Source organism: Parasedimentitalea huanghaiensis (assembly GCF_009753675.1).
In the GTDB taxonomy this organism is placed as follows: Bacteria; Pseudomonadota; Alphaproteobacteria; order Rhodobacterales; family Rhodobacteraceae; genus Parasedimentitalea; species Parasedimentitalea huanghaiensis.
On record NZ_WQLV01000002.1, the window covers coordinates 293,464 to 308,564 of the forward strand.

The 15,101-nt window shown below is 55.3% G+C and carries 17 protein-coding genes; 6 read left to right on the forward strand and 11 right to left on the reverse strand.

Features of this window, described 5'->3' with window-relative positions:
* Positions 1-2: 2 nt before the first annotated feature.
* On the reverse strand, positions 3-344 hold the full coding sequence (gene clpS / locus GO984_RS05090) for an ATP-dependent Clp protease adapter ClpS (RefSeq protein WP_138161327.1): 342 nt from the start codon (positions 342-344) through the stop codon (positions 3-5).
* 89 nt (positions 345-433) lie between these two features.
* Between clpS and GO984_RS05095 the strand changes: the two genes are divergently transcribed.
* From GO984_RS05095 to GO984_RS05110, 4 genes are all read left to right on the forward strand, one after another.
* Positions 434-1,147 carry an HAD family hydrolase gene (locus GO984_RS05095; protein ID WP_157021476.1) on the forward strand — a complete coding sequence of 238 codons (714 nt, stop codon included), beginning with the start codon at positions 434-436 and terminating at the stop codon, positions 1,145-1,147.
* An 88-nt stretch (positions 1,148-1,235) separates the two neighbouring features.
* A complete protein-coding gene (locus tag GO984_RS05100; RefSeq protein WP_157021477.1) occupies positions 1,236-1,562 on the forward strand; it encodes a hypothetical protein in 327 nt (108 codons plus the stop codon).
* A 247-nt stretch (positions 1,563-1,809) separates the two neighbouring features.
* Positions 1,810-3,387, forward strand: a complete 1,578-nt coding sequence (locus GO984_RS05105) for a D-alanyl-D-alanine carboxypeptidase family protein (protein ID WP_157021478.1) — start codon at positions 1,810-1,812, stop codon at positions 3,385-3,387.
* A gap of 80 nt (positions 3,388-3,467) precedes the next feature.
* Positions 3,468-3,923, forward strand: coding sequence for an REP-associated tyrosine transposase (locus tag GO984_RS05110; protein WP_157021479.1), 456 nt, complete (start codon positions 3,468-3,470; stop codon positions 3,921-3,923).
* A 47-nt stretch (positions 3,924-3,970) separates the two neighbouring features.
* On the opposite strand, the gene ccoS is transcribed toward GO984_RS05110, so the two are convergent.
* The 5 genes from ccoS to GO984_RS05135 form a co-directional block, all read right to left on the reverse strand.
* A complete protein-coding gene (ccoS, locus tag GO984_RS05115) occupies positions 3,971-4,129 on the reverse strand; it encodes a cbb3-type cytochrome oxidase assembly protein CcoS (RefSeq protein WP_157021480.1) in 159 nt (52 codons plus the stop codon).
* Between the two features lie 4 nt (positions 4,130-4,133).
* A complete protein-coding gene (locus GO984_RS05120; RefSeq protein WP_157021481.1) occupies positions 4,134-6,311 on the reverse strand; it encodes a heavy metal translocating P-type ATPase in 2,178 nt (725 codons plus the stop codon).
* 6 nt (positions 6,312-6,317) lie between these two features.
* Positions 6,318-6,788, reverse strand: a complete 471-nt coding sequence (locus tag GO984_RS05125) for a FixH family protein (protein ID WP_157021482.1) — start codon at positions 6,786-6,788, stop codon at positions 6,318-6,320.
* Positions 6,789-6,791: 3 nt separating this feature from the next.
* Entirely contained in the window at positions 6,792-8,228 is a 1,437-nt protein-coding gene (gene ccoG / locus GO984_RS05130) for a cytochrome c oxidase accessory protein CcoG (protein WP_167740228.1), read from the reverse strand.
* A gap of 96 nt (positions 8,229-8,324) precedes the next feature.
* Positions 8,325-9,203, reverse strand: a complete 879-nt coding sequence (locus GO984_RS05135) for a LysR family transcriptional regulator (RefSeq protein WP_157021484.1) — start codon at positions 9,201-9,203, stop codon at positions 8,325-8,327.
* 99 nt (positions 9,204-9,302) lie between these two features.
* Between GO984_RS05135 and GO984_RS05140 the strand changes: the two genes are divergently transcribed.
* Both GO984_RS05140 and GO984_RS05145 read left to right on the forward strand, forming a co-directional pair.
* Entirely contained in the window at positions 9,303-9,524 is a 222-nt protein-coding gene (locus GO984_RS05140) for a hypothetical protein (RefSeq protein ID WP_138161318.1), read from the forward strand.
* 262 nt (positions 9,525-9,786) lie between these two features.
* Positions 9,787-10,461, forward strand: a complete 675-nt coding sequence (locus GO984_RS05145) for a DUF2270 domain-containing protein (RefSeq protein ID WP_246079242.1) — start codon at positions 9,787-9,789, stop codon at positions 10,459-10,461.
* Positions 10,462-10,472: 11 nt separating this feature from the next.
* Here the strand turns inward: GO984_RS05145 and GO984_RS05150 are convergent, their stop codons facing one another.
* The 5 genes from GO984_RS05150 to ccoN all read right to left on the reverse strand — a co-directional run bounded on the left by GO984_RS05150 (position 10,473) and on the right by ccoN (position 15,068).
* Positions 10,473-11,375: a LysR family transcriptional regulator gene (locus GO984_RS05150; protein ID WP_157021485.1), complete on the reverse strand. Its 903-nt coding sequence runs from the start codon at positions 11,373-11,375 to the stop codon at positions 10,473-10,475.
* A gap of 249 nt (positions 11,376-11,624) precedes the next feature.
* Entirely contained in the window at positions 11,625-12,494 is an 870-nt protein-coding gene (gene ccoP, locus GO984_RS05155) for a cytochrome-c oxidase, cbb3-type subunit III (RefSeq protein ID WP_157021486.1), read from the reverse strand.
* Positions 12,491-12,703, reverse strand: coding sequence for a cbb3-type cytochrome c oxidase subunit 3 (locus tag GO984_RS05160; protein WP_157021487.1), 213 nt, complete (start codon positions 12,701-12,703; stop codon positions 12,491-12,493). Before GO984_RS05160 ends, ccoP begins: the two co-directional genes overlap by 4 nt.
* 11 nt (positions 12,704-12,714) lie before the next feature.
* Positions 12,715-13,443, reverse strand: a complete 729-nt coding sequence (ccoO, locus tag GO984_RS05165) for a cytochrome-c oxidase, cbb3-type subunit II (protein ID WP_157021488.1) — start codon at positions 13,441-13,443, stop codon at positions 12,715-12,717.
* 14 nt (positions 13,444-13,457) lie between these two features.
* Positions 13,458-15,068, reverse strand: a complete 1,611-nt coding sequence (gene ccoN, locus GO984_RS05170; protein WP_157021489.1) for a cytochrome-c oxidase, cbb3-type subunit I — start codon at positions 15,066-15,068, stop codon at positions 13,458-13,460.
* Positions 15,069-15,101 lie beyond the last annotated feature (33 nt).

Sequence of the window (15,101 nt, forward strand, 5' to 3'; positions counted from 1 at the left end):
TCTTATTCTTCTTTTTCCATGGTGCATTGCAGCGGATGCTGCTGCCGGCGCGCAAAATCCATTACCTGACCAACTTTGGTTTCGGCAATTTCATGGCTGTAAACACCAACCACTGCCAGGCCCTTTTTGTGGACGATCAACATGATTTCAAACGCCTCGGCATGGGTCATGCCAAAGAAACGTTCCAGAACCATCACCACAAATTCCATCGGCGTATAGTCGTCATTCAACAACAACACCTTATATCGTGGAGGGCGTTGGGTCTTTGGTTTGGTCTTGGTGAGGACTCCGGTATCTGTAGAGTCATCCGACTGGTCTGACATGATATGGGGCAACAGTGTCATTAGCGGTTCAATCCGGGTCAGGCATGGGAATTCTTCACTGGCATATATAGCCTCTATCTCAGCGAGGAAAAGAGAAAGCGAGCAATACAATGGCACGCACTTTAACGACTATCGGGTTTGATGCCGATGATACCCTTTGGCACAACGAGCGTTTTTTCCGGATTACGCAGCAAAGATTTGCCGAATTGCTGGAAGATCACACGCCTTTAGACATGGACCCTGAGCTATTGAGCGAACGGCTTTTGGCTGCCGAAAAACGCAATCTTGGACGCTATGGGTATGGCGTCAAAGGATTCACCCTGTCGATGATCGAAACCGCCATCGAAGTCACTGATGCAAGGGTTCCGGCCAGTGTAATTCACGAATTGATTGAGGCAGGGCAGATGATGCTGTCTTTTCCAATCGAACTTCTTCCCCATGCCCGTGACGCAGTGACGGCGGTGGCGAGCAGTCATCGGGTGATCCTGGTGACCAAAGGTGACCTACTGGACCAGGAACGCAAACTGGCGCAATCGGGCCTGGGTGATCTGTTCTCCGCGGTTGAAATCGTGTCGGAGAAAACACCCGAAGCATACAATGAGATATTTCAGCGCCACGGTGACGGCGCAAGTCGGGCGATGATGGTCGGGAACTCCATGAGATCAGATGTGATGCCCGTGTTGGCGGCGGGGGGCTGGGGCACCTATGTGCCGCATGGTCTGACCTGGGAGATAGAACAGGCATCCGCTCCCGAAGGCGACCCGCGATATCGGGAAATTGTTGATCTATCTGAATTGGCCAATCTTGTGGACCAAATTGGATGAAAGCCTCAGGGACAGATTGACATCAGGTGACCAACCCTTCTTTCTGCGCTTTGGACAGATCATACATCTAAACTAGCCGGAGACCCCGATGCCACATGCCGAAGTTAAATACTCCTCAGATCTCGACATTGATACTCAGGCGATCCTGACCAAGATTGAAGCTGTCATTTTAGAACACGATGATGGTGCCGGCGACTGCAAGGGACGTGGCTACCCCACCAGTGAATACCAGTACACGCATATTGATATCTCGGTTTCAGTATTGTCGAAACCACATCGCGACGCAGCCTTCTCCAACGCACTGCTTGCAGATCTGGAACACAGCATCAAAGCCCTGATCCCAATGGCCTGCGAGTTCTCCCTTGGACTGCACTATATTACCCCGTTTTATATCACGGGTAGCCACCGCCCCTGAGAATGGGGAGCATGATTCTTGTGGCACAGAAACACCAGTTGGGCGGTAAAATGCCCAAAATTGCGGTAACACTTATTTAATGCTTCCCCCATGTAGCGGCCACATTGGTTAGCACCCACCAGATATTGCCTGTTCAAGCATTCTCATCACCAGCCCCCAAAAAGCATTAGTTTCTTCCGAAGCCCCTTTGTGCTAGCTTTGCGTTAGGTAAAAAAGTCAGCCGGACAACCGGCGGCATGAGGCAGACATGGCAAAATTCGCGCAGGTTCGGTGCATCTTTCCGGCCCGTTTGGGCTTGGGAATTCTGACAGCTTTCTGGCTGTGTATTCTGGTGCCGATGGCGGCCAGTACCGCCCCATATGCGGCATTGGTGATGGATGCGCGCACTGGCGAGGTTCTACACTCTCGCAACGCTGATACCCGCCTTCACCCTGCATCCCTGACCAAAATGATGACGCTCTATATCGTTTTTGAAGCGGTGCGGAACGGTGAAATATCTTTGGACACCAAGGTCAAGATCAGTCGCAACGCCGCGTCTGAACCCCCTTCTAAGCTGGGCTTGCGTACCGGTCAGACGATCGCACTGCGCTATCTCATCAGGGCAGCAGCCGTGAAATCCGCAAATGATGCCGCCACTGCACTGGGCGAAGCCATTTCGGGGTCCGAGGCTGCTTTTGCACGCCGCATGACCCGCACAGCAAAATCACTGGGCATGACACGTACCACCTTTCGCAATGCCCATGGGTTGACCCAATCCGGGCACATGTCGACCGCCCGTGACATGACAACGCTGGGGCGACATATTCTGTATGACTACCCCGAATACTATAACCTGTTCTCTCGCCGCTCGACTGATGCCGGAGTAAAGCAGGTGAACAATACCAATCGACGCTTACTGGCAGCCTACCGTGGCGCCGATGGCATCAAAACCGGCTATACCAATGCTGCTGGGTTTAACTTGGTCGCCTCTGCCAAGCGCGGTAACGAACGCATCATCGCAACAGTGTTTGGCGGCAAATCCACCGCCTCACGCAATGCCAAAGTTGCCGATCTTCTTGATCTAGGGTTTCGCAGGGCACCGTCGCAGGCACGATTGCGCCGCCCCGGCCTGCCGCAATATGTCGGCAATATCGAAGCCCCTGTCGCCGCCAGTGCAGCCGGTTCGGGTAAGACTGTCAGACCCAACGGGTTAGTCACCACCAGCCTTCGCCCCAAAACCCGCCCTGCGGCCAACAGTGACGAAACCGTTCTACGCCTGGCCGAGGCCGAAATCCCTCCGGAACCCAGCGCAGATCCTGCAGCTGCAAGTCCGGTTGAAACAGATCAAAACTTGCTGCGTACAAGCATTCAGGCCGCTTTGGCTGAAGCGGAAGAAAACCCTGTAACTGAAGCTTTGGCAGAAGCACTCCAGATCGAAACAGCCACACTAACTGAAACAACCACAGAACAGGTGGTTGCAGCGGTGGCCGCGGCACCACAGCCTGCGGTTTATACCGGATTGCGGCCTACAGCGCGCCCCGCCAACCTTAGGACAACTCCGGTGGCAGCGGCGGATCCAGTTGTTGTGACTCGCTTGTCCACCTCAGGAGGACGTCACTGGGGCATCAATGTTGGTCGTTTCAACACCCGGTATCAGGCAGAAAAAGTACTTCTGCGGACTGCACTGGCTGAAATGGAGACGCTGGATGGCAGTCTGCGCAAGGTGGCCCAGTCTAATCGTGGGTTTGAAGCAAACTTCCTCGGCATGACGCAGGAAGGCGCAGATCTGGCTTGTCGCCGTCTCAGTGCCCGCAACGTGGCCTGCACCCCCATCGGGCCATCCTGACCGCACAAACTCCCGGTGCGTGCAAGCACGCACCCTACACAGATTCAGAGGTTGTTGACCATGTTGGCTGATGCTGGGGTATGTCCCGGTATCTACGCCCTCGCGCGCCCGGCGCCACAATCTATTTCGTAGTTTGCCTGGCGCAGCGCGGTTCAACTCTTTTGATTGACGAAATTGACGCCCTGCGCGCCGCTGTTGGCCTGACCCGTCGCCAGCACTCCTTCCATGTTGATGCCTGGGTGGTGCTACCTGATCACATGCGATGCATCTGGACATTACCCGCTGGGGACTGCGATTTTTCGACACGCTGGCGCCAGATCAAAACCCGGTTCTCACGTGCTGTACCGCGCCAGATCACCAGCGCAAGCCAACTGGCGCGACGCGAACGCGGTATCTGGCAACGCCGATTCTGGGAGCACCACGTCCGCAACCCGCCGGACTATTGGCAACATATGGACATTTGCCGTGACGCTCCGGTCAATCTTGGTCTCGTCGAGAAGAGTGCCGACTGGCCTTATTCATCCTTTCGCATCTGACCGTGTAGGGTGTGTGCTTGCACGCACCTTTGATGTCTCAAAAAGGCTCAAGGCTTGGGATGATCATCCCATTCATCACTGAGTATCCTTTGTGAATCACCTTCCGGATCATCATATTGATTGCTGCGCACGGTATATAGAAAACCAAGCAACCCCAGCCCCCCCAGAACCAGCGAAATCGGGATCAAATAAAACAAAACTTGCATGTGCTTACCTCAACCGAAGGGCATTCAGGGACACTGTAATTGATGAGGTCGACATCGCCAAGGCGGCGATCAGCGGCGTTGCCAAGCCTGCCACCGCCAGCGGCACTGCAATCACGTTATACAAGGTGGCCAAGCGGAAGTTTTCACGAATGCGCTTGGTGGCACGGTGTGCAACATCACAGGCCTCTGCTATCGGGGTCAGATCCTGGCCCAACAGCACTATGTCCGACGCAACGCGCGCAGCGTCCAATGCCGAGGCAGGTGAGATCGACACATGCGCAGCCGCTAACGCAGCGGTATCGTTCAGACCGTCACCAACCATCAGCACCTTGTGGCCTTGCTCGGACAAGACCTTGATCCGCTCGACTTTATCTTCCGGCAGAGCTTCACCAACCCAATTGGTAATCCCCAAACGCGCCGCTAAAATCTGAACAGCCCCTTTAGAATCACCTGACACCAGTTGAACCTGTTTACCAGCGCCCAGCAGTGCCTGTACTGCCGCCTCTGCTCCGGGACGCAACGCATCGGTAAACATAAAGCCCTGCGGGTATTCATCACCGATATCCAACCACGCCGCAGTTACATCGCTCTGCTGCGCCCCAACCCAAGCCGCGCGGCCCAAACGAACGCGAGAGCCACGAAACGAACCTTCGGTGCCATAGCCTGGCACCTCGTGAATATCGCTGACCGCTGCAGCAGTTATGCCAGCCTCACCTGCAGCCTGCGCCAGAGACTTTGACAACGGATGCGCCGATGCTTCGGCCAGAGCCAGCGCAATCTCCAGATCGGCTCGCTTGAAATCTGCCAGATTGGTCAATTGCGGTGTTCCAGCTGTCAGCGTACCAGTTTTATCGAACACCACTGTGTCCACCTGTGCCAAACGTTCCAGTGCAGTGGCATGTTTGATCAACATCCCCTTGCGAAACAACCGCCCCGAGGCCGCTGTGGTCACCGCAGGCACCGCCAGTCCCAGCGCACAGGGGCAAGTGATGATCAGTACCGCCGCAGCAATGTTCAGCGCCGTGCGCAGATCCCAAGAGTACAGATACCAGCCAGCAAAGCTGAGCGCCGACAGGATATGCACCCCCGGCGCATACAGTTTCGCTGCATTATCCGCCAAAGACGTATAGCGCGACCGACCGCTCTCAGCGATCGCCACCAAATCGCCCATCCGGTGGAGTGATGTATCTTCACCCACTGTCGTGACCCGAATGGTCAACGGCCCGGTCAGGTTGACCTCACCTGCCGAAACCCCCTGCCCCTGCTCAGCAAACACCGGCAAGGTTTCCCCGGTCAGCAGCGAACGATCCAGCTCAGATTGTCCCGAAACCACCTCACCATCTACAGGCATACGGCCGCCAGGGCGGACCAGGATCAGATCACCAATCGACAGTTCACCAACGGAAACTTCGCTTTCAACACCATCACTCAGGCGAATGGCACGGGGAACCTCCAACGCCGCCAGTTCCTCGGCGGCAGATCGCGCCACAGCGCGGGTGCGAAAGTCCAGATAGCGCCCAGCCAGCAAGAAAAAGGTCAGGGTCAGGGCCGCATCGAAATAGGCGTGTTCCCCCGACAGCGTAGTCTCCCACAGCGAGGTGACCAAGGCCAGCACCAACGCCAGCACAATTGGCACATCCATGTTCAGCCGACGCACCCGCAAGGCACTCCAGGCGCTTTTGAAAAATGGCTGCGCGGAGAATGCAATGGTTGGCAGGGTGATCGCGGCAGATATCCAATGGAACATGTCACGGGTGGCATCCGTCGCCCCGGCCCAGACAGAAACCGACAGCAACATCACGTTCATCGAGGCAAAACCGGCAACGGCCAACCGCATCAGCAAATCACGGCCTGCCTTGTCACCCTGGGTTGCCGTTAACGTGCCGAGATCCAGCTCATGCGCCTCATAGCCCAAATCACCCAACACCGGGATTAAATCGGCGGCGCGCACGTCAGGCTCCGCCTCAATCATTGCCCGCTTCAGGGTCAAGTTGACCCGCGCCGAAGTTACTCCGGGCGTAGCATTCAAACCCCGTTCCACAGCAGAAATACAGGCCTGGCAGTGAATACCAGGAAGTGACAGCGCCAGCCGGGACGACGTGGGTGCCTCGTCAACTGCATCTCGCGGAACCGCCAGGCAACCCGGGCAGGCCGCCGCAGAGGGGCGGATTTGAGCCGTCATCGTGACTTACCCTTTCACATGCAGGACAACCCGCTGGGTAAACTCGGTCCCGTTTTTGGCACGGGCCACCATGCGAATGTTCCAGTTTCCTGCCCCCAGTTGAACCGGTGCCACATAGGCCTTGCCGTCAAATTGGAATTCTGGGTTCTGATCATCCTTTACATGGGTGGCCCGGCCCAAAGTCGCGCTCAGCTTGACGACCTCAACTGGATTGCCTTGCGCATCAGTGATCTCCAGCTTGACCAGATCATCTGTAGCTGAGGCATAGACGGACCAGCCCAGCGCCTGCTGGGCGGTTCGACGGAGATCAAATTCCTGACTGGCAACATATGAATTGCCCACCTCCAGCCCCGGAAAGGTTCTGACCGCGTTCACAGCCAGCGTGATGTTGACCCCGATGATCACTGCAAAGGCACCTCCAAAGACCATCAGAGCATGTTTGCCGGTGAATTCACGTTGAGGTTTAGGCGTCGTCATCACTCAGTTTTCCTTACCGTTGAAGGTGGTATCGCGATAAGCGCGCTCACCATTGGCATTGTCCTCGACCCAGATCCGGAACGGAATCGCACTGCTGGTCGATGGCACTGTCCCTTTTGGACTGATCACATAAACGCGTTGCAGGTGCGCGGCGTTTGCAGGGACCGGGACCGACGCATAAGGCGTGCCTTCCAACTGCACCCGCAACGTCGCGTCGCCTGTAACGGATAGCTGGAACTGGCGTTCTTCACCATGCTTGTTGCGCAGTCGTACGTCATAAGTATTCCGGACCGAGCCATCCGACAACACAACATATGTCGGGTTACGTACAGGCGCGACCGTCAGCTCAATATCTGGACGAATGAACAGGGCAAACACCAATCCAAACCCGACCAACAACCACATCACGGTATACATGATAGTGCGCGGTCGTAGGATGTGTTTCCAGATATTGCGGGGCTCCTGCCCAACCCGACCATCAGTTTCATCGCTGACCGCCATATAGTCGATCAACCCACGTGGCTTGCCGATCTTGGCCATCATATCATCGCAGGCGTCGATACACAGGGCACAGGTTATACATTCCATCTGCTGACCGTCGCGGATATCGATCCCCACAGGACACACATTGACACAGGCCATGCAGTCAATGCAGTCACCCTGAGGCTCTGCGGCCTGATCTGCGGTTTTGCGCAGCTTGCCACGCGGTTCGCCGCGCCACTCACGATAGCCAACGACCAGTGTGTCTTCGTCCATCATTGCCGCCTGAATGCGCGGCCATGGACAGGCGTAAATACAGATTTGTTCGCGGGCGAAGCCCCCAAAGAAAAACGTCGTAAGTGTCAAAACCGCCATCGTGGTATATGCGATTGGATGCGCATTGCCGGTTATCAGATCAACCAACAGCGTTGGCGCATCTGCAAAATAGAACACCCAAGCCCCGCCGGTGGCCAAACCAATCAACAACCAGCTTACCCATTTGGTTAGTCGCAACCGCACCTTGCGAAAGTCCAGTTTCTTCTGGTGATGCAGGCGCAGGCGCGCATTGCGGTCGCCCTCTATCCATCGCTCCACCAGTATATAGAGATCAGTCCAAACTGTCTGCGGGCAAGCATAGCCGCACCAAACCCGACCCAAAGCCGAGGTGAACAGAAACAATCCCAAACCAGCCATAATCAGCAGGCCCGCGACGAAATAAAATTCGTGCGGCCAGATTTCGATCCAGAAAAAGTAAAAGCGCCGGTTGGCCAAATCCAGGAGTACTGCTTGATCCGGAAGGCTTGGTCCGCGATCCCAACGGATCCAGGGGGTCAAGTAATAGATCCCCAGCGTCACGGCCATAATAATCCACTTAAGATTGCGGAAAGGGCCCGACACCCGTTTCGGAAAGATTGGCTCCCTAGCTTGGTATAGGCTGGGGGCTGGATTGGAATCGCTCACGGAATCACTCCGGTTGTTGGCATGCTGCCAGCCTTGTCCCAGAAGCAGTTCACGTCAACTTTGACGTGGATCAAAAACTGCATCACAAACACATGTTTATGAGCTCATGTTCTTTTGGCGCCGTAACCATTGAACAAAGCTCCGCGCAGAGGGGCGCAACACTCCTGGACGGATCACAATATGATATCCACGTTGGTCCGTTTCACAAAACAGCTCCACCAATCGTCCAGATTTAAGATCATCCTCAACAAAATGCCGCACCGTCACCACCACCCCCTGCCCGGACCTCACCCCATCCAACAACAAATTCCCGGGCACCTGCACCCGGCTGACCCAACCTGAGGGGCTCACGCCATAAGATTCCAGCCAGTTGGTAGATTCAGTCGTGCCCAACTCATCCAACCAAGGGTAATTGACTAAATCTGCAGGCGTTCTGCCTTCCTTGACCGGCACCAACCCAGGCGCGGCAACGATGACCATTGGCGAGGCCAACAACATTTCCACGTCATGACCTGGCCAGCCCCCCTGCCCATACCGAATGGCTATATCAACCCCACCAGGGGTTAGTGCGACCAGCTCTGGTGAGGGATCCAGCATCAAATTAATTTCGGGGTGCAAGGCGCGAAACCCAGGCAGGCGCGGCATCAACCAAGACGCCGCGAACGAAGATGTGCAAGAAATATGCAGTGGCCGGTTGGCGTCAGCCCCCTTTAAGTCCTGAACAGCCGCACCAATTGCACCAAAGCCGAGATCCAGAGCACGGGCCAGCTGTTCGCCCTTTTCGGTCAGGGACAAAGCGCGCCCCGAGCGATCTAGCAACCCAACGCCCAGATGGGCCTCCAGTGCTCTAAGGTGCTGACTGATGGCAGCATGGCTTACATTAAGCGCAGCACCGGCAAGTTTAACATTTCCGGCCTCTGAAAAGGCTGCAAACGCCCGAAGCGATGCCATTGGGGGGATATCACGCCAGTTCATCTGTAAGCTGTCCTTACATTATGCCATTCGTATTGAGTCGCATTTTCCGCTCAAAATATCAACAGTAAGGACAGGATCACCCAAACAGAGGACATCACGATGCTGAATATTTTTGCCAACACATTCCGGATCGCCACTGGCCTGGAGCAGGCTCACACGCAGAGCAGACCCTTTGCAGACGAAAAACCGCAGGAAGCCTGGCTGCCTGAGGGGCACTGGTGGCGGCGCTCCGATCGCAACCTTAGCTCTGCGGAACACCGGTCAAAGGAAACCAAACGGCACGCAACACGCGAAACCAGACCAGATCCGCAGGATGTTTGAGAAAAAAGCGTCGGCCTTCCAGGAAACGCGCGAACAGATCGGAAAGCCGACGCTTAGCCCAAACCACTTGCGAACAAGCGAAATGGGTATTTTTGACACCCCCCAGACCGTCAAGGGGGATGGCCGCCCCAGGAAGTGTCGTTGCAGTTATTAAATCACCAATTTGTCCAGCCTTATTTGATCCGGATCAAACACCGAACAAAGTTTGACCCTTTGCCCCCAGAAACTACCCTTTTACTGAACAGGGGCTGGAGGACGGGGAGTGGAGGAGCAACACATTGAGCGCAAAACCCTGAACCAGGCCGAAATTGGCGCTGTGGCGCACCTCTATCGGGGCGAAGTCTATCGCAGCACCATTTGGCGCACCCGACTCGACACCACCACCAATTGGGCAGTCGTAACACTGGGCGTGGCGCTGTCGATCACCTTTTCTTCCCCCAATGCATCACCTCTCCCTCTGATCTTGGTCGGTATTCTGATTATTTTCTTCCTGCTGCTCGAAGCCCGGCGCTATCGCTATTTCAACGTTTTCCGCGCACGCGCACGCTGGTTGGAGCGTCACTTTTACGCACCACTGCTGTATGACGGCGACCTGCATATGGAGGAAAACTGGCAGAAAGTACTGGCAGAAGACTACCTGCGGCCAGAATACCACGTCAGCTATATGACCTCGGTAGGGCGGCGGATCCGGCACAACTACCTATGGATCCTGCTCATCCAGTCACTCGCCTATGCGGGAAAGCTGGTGGTGCACCCGACCCCTATCACCTCACTCCTGCAAGGCGTAGAGCGAGCCGATGTTGGCCCACTGCCGGGTGAACTGGTAATAGGCGTTGGTGTGATCTACGTGGTGACCTGGAGCAGCATCGCCTTGTGGAGTGGATGGAGCGACGCAGCCCGCGCTGAAGTCCGCCACTCAAATTCTTACATGGGATAGACAGTGGCGCCCTAGCAAGCGTTCGCATGCTTAGGGACCTCTTGAATCAGGTACTCCACAAAGGCACGCACCTTGGGCTGCACAATACGGTGATAGGGCTGCACCAGATAGATGTCTTGCACCTGTCGCGGCAACGATGGCATCGCATCCTCAACCTCTCCACTCATTAACGCATCTTGCGACAGGTAGTCAGGCAGGTAAGCAATCCCAAGTCCGGCAATGGCAGCGTCCAACTGGCACTGCCCATCATTTATGCACAATCCGCCTTTGGCACGCACCTGCCGCAACTCGCCATTTGGCGCTTCCAGTTTCCACACACACCGACTGGAGATATTGGAGGCATGGATAAGGTTGAAGTCCGTCAGTTGATTGATAGTTTTAGGGCGCCCTCGCTGGGCGAGGTATTCAGGGCTCGCCAGCAGGCGCATCCGGGTTTCTGTCAATTTCCGTGCTCGCAGACTGCTATCTTCCAGCGGCCCAACCCGAATTGCCAGATCAAACCCTTCGGACACCAGCTCCACCCGGCGTTGGCACAGGACGACATCCAATGTCACCTGTGGATATAGATTTAGGAATTCCGGAAGCAGTTCCGAAAGGTGTTTGACGCCAAAATCCGTCGCACAGGTGACCCGCAACAACCCAGCTGGTTCGCTTTGCATGGCCGAGACCAGCGCATCTGCTTCACCTGCGTCGTTCAGCACGCGGCGAGCCCGATCATAATAGGCCATCCCAATGTCGGTTGGCCCGACCCTGCGAGTGGTCCGGTTCAGCAACCGAGCACCCAATCTGTTTTCCAGACTGGAAACGTGTTTGGAAATTGCAGATTTGGAGAGGCCCATTTTATGGGCCGCATCCGTGAACCCACCCTGGTCCACTACCTCAGCAAAAGCTTCCATTTCAGTCAGTCTGTCCATTCACAACTCCTGTGCTTGCAGGATGCATTTGTGTCCGAGGGGCAACGATTTCAATCGAAACTAATAAAATTGTTTGACAATTTATATAGATTTCGAATCGACACATTTGGTGAGTGAGAAACGGCGATCCTCCGCCGATCCAAAGGCAAAACGCAGCGCCAGGGCGCTGCGTTTTCCTTGGCTATGATCTACATCAAAGCCCCTTGTTTTGTTGACCGAAGCAATCAAGCCAGATCTGGCTGTCTCACCCTACTCGCCACCACCCAACTGGTGGACATAAGCTGTAACAGCGCGAATCTGCCATTCGGTCAGGCGTGTGTTCCAGGCTGGCATCACACCATAACGTGCGTTACTCACGGTCTCTGTCAGTGTTTCGTGATCACCGCCATACAACCACAGTGCATCTGCCAGATTTGGCGCACCCTGATCCCGATCACCAGTGCCGTCTTCAGCATGGCAGGATGAACAGTTGTCTTCAAAAACAACCGCGCCATCAGCCACTTTGGATGCATCCACCGGATCACCGGACAAAGACATGACAAAGTTCACAACCTGATCGATCTCTTCCTTCTCCAGAAGCTCATCGCGGCCAAAGGCAGGCATTTCTGAATAGCGGGTCTCGTCATTATCATCGCTACGAATACCGTGGGTGACAGTTGTATGGATCGCCTCCATATCACCGCCCCACAACCAGCTATCATCCAAGAGGTTCGGGTACCCCTTGGCGCCAGCCGCACCAGAACCATGACACTGGGCGCACCAGGTCATGAACACTGCGTTACCCGCTGATGAAGCATAGGCATTTAGCTCGGCATCACTGGTGATCGCAGTCAACTCAACCGAAGCCAACTTGGCGTTGATCGCCGCATTGGATTCTTCAACCGCTGCAATCTCAGCCGCGACATTGGCGCGTGTTGACCAGCCCAGCATACCAGTTGTGGCTTGGTTGATCATCGGCCAGGCCGGATAGGCAATCGTATAGCCGATACCCCAGATGATGGTCAGATAGAGGCACCACAACCACCAGCGTGGCATTGGGTTATCGAACTCTTCGATCCCATCCCACACGTGACCGGTGGTATTCGGATCGCCCTCGAACTTTTTAGATTTTTTTGTCATGTCCTCGCCTCCTTGGATGCGGCGGGTGTGTCTACGCCCGACTGGGGCGCAGGTGCGTCAACGTGGCGAAACGGGATATTGGCAACGTCCTGATAGACCTTTGTACTGCCAGGGCGAAACGCCCAGAGGACAACAGTCACAAAGACAACAAACAGGAACAATAACATCCAGCTATCTGCGAATTCCCGAAGGAGAGTATAGATTTCCATGTTCCCCTCCCTTAGCGGCTTGCAACAGGGGTGAAGGTCGAGAAATCAACCAATGTCCCCAGCATCTGCAAATACGCCACCAGCGCGTCCATTTCGGTCAATTGCGGCTGACCGTCAAAGTTGCGCACACTCACTTTGTCACCATAGCGTTCGAGTAGACCATCATAGTCACTGTCCGGATCGGCCTGAGCCCTAAAGTCAGCCTGCGCACTGGCGATCATCTCATCTGTGTAAGGAACACCCACCATTGCGTTAGTAGCGATAAGATCAGCGACATATTTGCCATCAATCACGGTGCGCTCCAAGAAGCCGTATTTTGGCATCACAGACTCCGGCACCACAGACTGCGGGTCACGCAGGTGATCTGCCTGCCACTCATCCGAGTAACGTCCCCCAACCCGAGCCAAGTCCGGTCCGGTCCGTTTTGAACCCCACTGATGCGGGTGGTCGTACTTGGACTCTGCGGCCAGTGAGTAGTGACCATAGCGTTCCACTTCGTCACGCATTGGGCGAATCATCTGGCTGTGGCAGGTGTAACACCCTTCACGGACATAGATATCCCGCCCTGTCAGCTCCAGCGGAGTGTAGGGGCGCATGCCCTCTACATCTTCGATGGTGTTTTCCAGCCAGAACAGTGGTGCAATCTGCACCAGACCGCCGATGGACACGACCAGCAAGCTGCAAACCAGCAGCAGGGTCGCGTTGGTCTCGAGGACCTTGTGTTTGTCGAGAAATGACATTGTTTCAGTCCTCCTTATTCAGCTGGAACCGCGACGGTAAGGCTGGCCTCTTTGGCCGGCGCCCGACGAACGGTCATCCACAGGTTGTAACACATGACCACAGCACCAGAGAGGAACAGAAGCCCGCCCAATCCACGCACGATGTTCATAGGAGTTTTGGCAGCAACGGTGTCAGCGAACGAGTTCACCAGGAAGCCGTTGGCATCTACTTCACGCCACATCAGGCCTTCCATGATACCAGTGACCCACATCGACGCGGCGTACAGAACGATACCGATCGTGGCGAGCCAAAAGTGCCAGGACACTAGGCTAAGGCTATACAGACGCTCACGCTTCCACAGAACCGGAACCAGATAATACAGCGCACCAAAGGTGATCATACCGTTCCAGCCCAAAGCGCCGGAATGCACGTGGCCAATGGTCCAGTCAGTGTAATGGCTCAGCGCGTTGACGGCGCGGATCGACATCATTGGACCTTCAAAGGTCGACATACCGTAGAAGCCAAGCGAGATAACCATCATCCGGATCACCGGATCGGTACGCAGCTTGTCCCATGCACCAGACAGGGTCATCAGACCGTTGATCATACCGCCCCAAGAGGGCATCCACAGCACAATCGAGAACACCATGCCCAGCGTTGTCGCCCAGTCAGGCAGCGCTGTGTAGTGCAGGTGGTGAGGGCCAGCCCAGATGTACAGGAAGATCAGCGCCCAGAAGTGGATGATCGACAGCTTGTACGAGAAAACCGGGCGTTCCGCCTGTTTCGGGATGAAGTAGTACATCATGCCCAGGAAACCAGCGGTCAGGAAGAAGCCAACAGCGTTGTGGCCATACCACCACTGAACCATCGCATCCTGCACACCCGAGAAGACCTGTACCGACTTGGAACCCCAGATCGAAACCGGGATCGACAGGTTGTTGACCACGTGCAGCATGGCAACGGTGATGATAAAGGCAAGATAGAACCAGTTGGCCACATAGATGTGCGGCTCTTTGCGCTTAATCAACGTTCCCAGGAATACAGCCAGATAGGCTAACCACACTACGGTCAACCAGATGTCCACGTACCATTCGGGTTCAGCATATTCTTTAGATTGGGTGCCGCCCAGCAGATAGCCGGTCGCCGCCAGAACGATGAACAGCTGATAGCCCCAGAAGACAAACCATGCTGTGTTGCCCCCCCAAAGGCGCGCGGCGCAGGTGCGCTGCACCACATAGAACGACGTGGCGATCAACGCGTTGCCACCAAAGGCAAAGATCACCGCAGAGGTATGCAGCGGGCGCAGGCGCCCAAAGTTTGCATAGCCTTCTGCCCATTCAAAATTCAGCCCGGGAAAGGCCAATTGAAAGGCAATAAAAACACCAGCCAAAAACCCGACAACGCCCCAAAAGGCGGTCGCGATTACGCCTGCGCGCACCACACTGTCAAAATATTCGTTGGCAACTGCCCCAGCCGCCACCTGCGGCTCGTCAGTTTGGCGAAGAGTGTGGAGAAACAGCCCGGCAGACACGACCATGATAATGATCGCATGAACCAAATAAGCCATATCTCGCGCATAGTTGGTTGCAAGCATTGCAAATAGCACAACCAAACCAAGCACTATCAGCTTGATATAATTAGACATCTTATGTCCCTTTACCTTGTCCCGCGCGATTCT

Bases quoted from the DNA above. Each gene is read 5' to 3' on its own strand.
- GO984_RS05100 (WP_157021477.1), top strand. From the start codon at position 1,236: ATGCCACATGCCGAAGTTAAATACTCCTCAGATCTCGACATTGATACT.
- GO984_RS05105 (WP_157021478.1), top strand. From the start codon at position 1,810: ATGGCAAAATTCGCGCAGGTTCGGTGCATCTTTCCGGCCCGTTTGGGC.
- GO984_RS05135 (WP_157021484.1), bottom strand. From the start codon at position 9,203: ATGAACTGGCGTGATATCCCCCCAATGGCATCGCTTCGGGCGTTTGCA.
- ccoP (WP_157021486.1), bottom strand. From the start codon at position 12,494: ATGACAAAAAAATCTAAAAAGTTCGAGGGCGATCCGAATACCACCGGT.
- GO984_RS05095 (WP_157021476.1), top strand. From the start codon at position 434: ATGGCACGCACTTTAACGACTATCGGGTTTGATGCCGATGATACCCTT.
- ccoS (WP_157021480.1), bottom strand. From the start codon at position 4,129: ATGCAAGTTTTGTTTTATTTGATCCCGATTTCGCTGGTTCTGGGGGGG.
- ccoO (WP_157021488.1), bottom strand. From the start codon at position 13,443: ATGTCATTTCTCGACAAACACAAGGTCCTCGAGACCAACGCGACCCTG.
- GO984_RS05140 (WP_138161318.1), top strand. From the start codon at position 9,303: ATGCTGAATATTTTTGCCAACACATTCCGGATCGCCACTGGCCTGGAG.
- GO984_RS05120 (WP_157021481.1), bottom strand. From the start codon at position 6,311: ATGACGGCTCAAATCCGCCCCTCTGCGGCGGCCTGCCCGGGTTGCCTG.
- ccoN (WP_157021489.1), bottom strand. From the start codon at position 15,068: ATGTCTAATTATATCAAGCTGATAGTGCTTGGTTTGGTTGTGCTATTT.
- GO984_RS05110 (WP_157021479.1), top strand. From the start codon at position 3,468: ATGTCCCGGTATCTACGCCCTCGCGCGCCCGGCGCCACAATCTATTTC.
- GO984_RS05125 (WP_157021482.1), bottom strand. From the start codon at position 6,788: ATGACGACGCCTAAACCTCAACGTGAATTCACCGGCAAACATGCTCTG.
- clpS (WP_138161327.1), bottom strand. From the start codon at position 344: ATGACACTGTTGCCCCATATCATGTCAGACCAGTCGGATGACTCTACA.
- GO984_RS05160 (WP_157021487.1), bottom strand. From the start codon at position 12,703: ATGGAAATCTATACTCTCCTTCGGGAATTCGCAGATAGCTGGATGTTA.
- GO984_RS05150 (WP_157021485.1), bottom strand. From the start codon at position 11,375: ATGGACAGACTGACTGAAATGGAAGCTTTTGCTGAGGTAGTGGACCAG.